The organism is Pseudoduganella sp. GW821-FHT11H04, assembly GCF_058807935.1.
On the sequence record NZ_JBXARE010000040.1, the window covers coordinates 1 to 551 of the forward strand.

Sequence of the window (551 nt, forward strand, 5' to 3'; positions counted from 1 at the left end):
ATAGGGGAGCCGTAGAGAAATCGAGTCCGAACAGGGCGCCAGTCGCTGGGTGTAGACCCGAAACCAAGTGATCTATCCATGGCCAGGTTGAAGGTGCGGTAACACGCACTGGAGGACCGAACCCACTAATGTTGAAAAATTAGGGGATGAGCTGTGGATAGGGGTGAAAGGCTAAACAAACTTGGAAATAGCTGGTTCTCTCCGAAAACTATTTAGGTAGTGCCTCAAGTATCACCGACGGGGGTAGAGCACTGTTATGGCTAGGGGGTCATCGCGACTTACCAAACCATTGCAAACTCCGAATACCGTTGAGTGCGAGCTTGGGAGACAGACATCGGGTGCTAACGTCCGGTGTCAAGAGGGAAACAACCCAGACCGCCAGCTAAGGTCCCAAAGATTGGCTAAGTGGAAAACGAAGTGGGAAGGCTAAAACAGTCAGGATGTTGGCTTAGAAGCAGCCATCATTTAAAGAAAGCGTAATAGCTCACTGATCGAGTCGTCCTGCGCGGAAGATGTAACGGGGCTAAGCCAGTCACCGAAGCTGCGGATAT

General features: G+C 51.2%; 1 rRNA gene. It reads left to right on the forward strand.

Annotation, left to right across the window (positions count from 1 at the left end):
* Positions 1-551: ribosomal RNA gene (locus tag AC1RTP_RS28530) — 23S ribosomal RNA — on the forward strand; the annotation flags it as partial.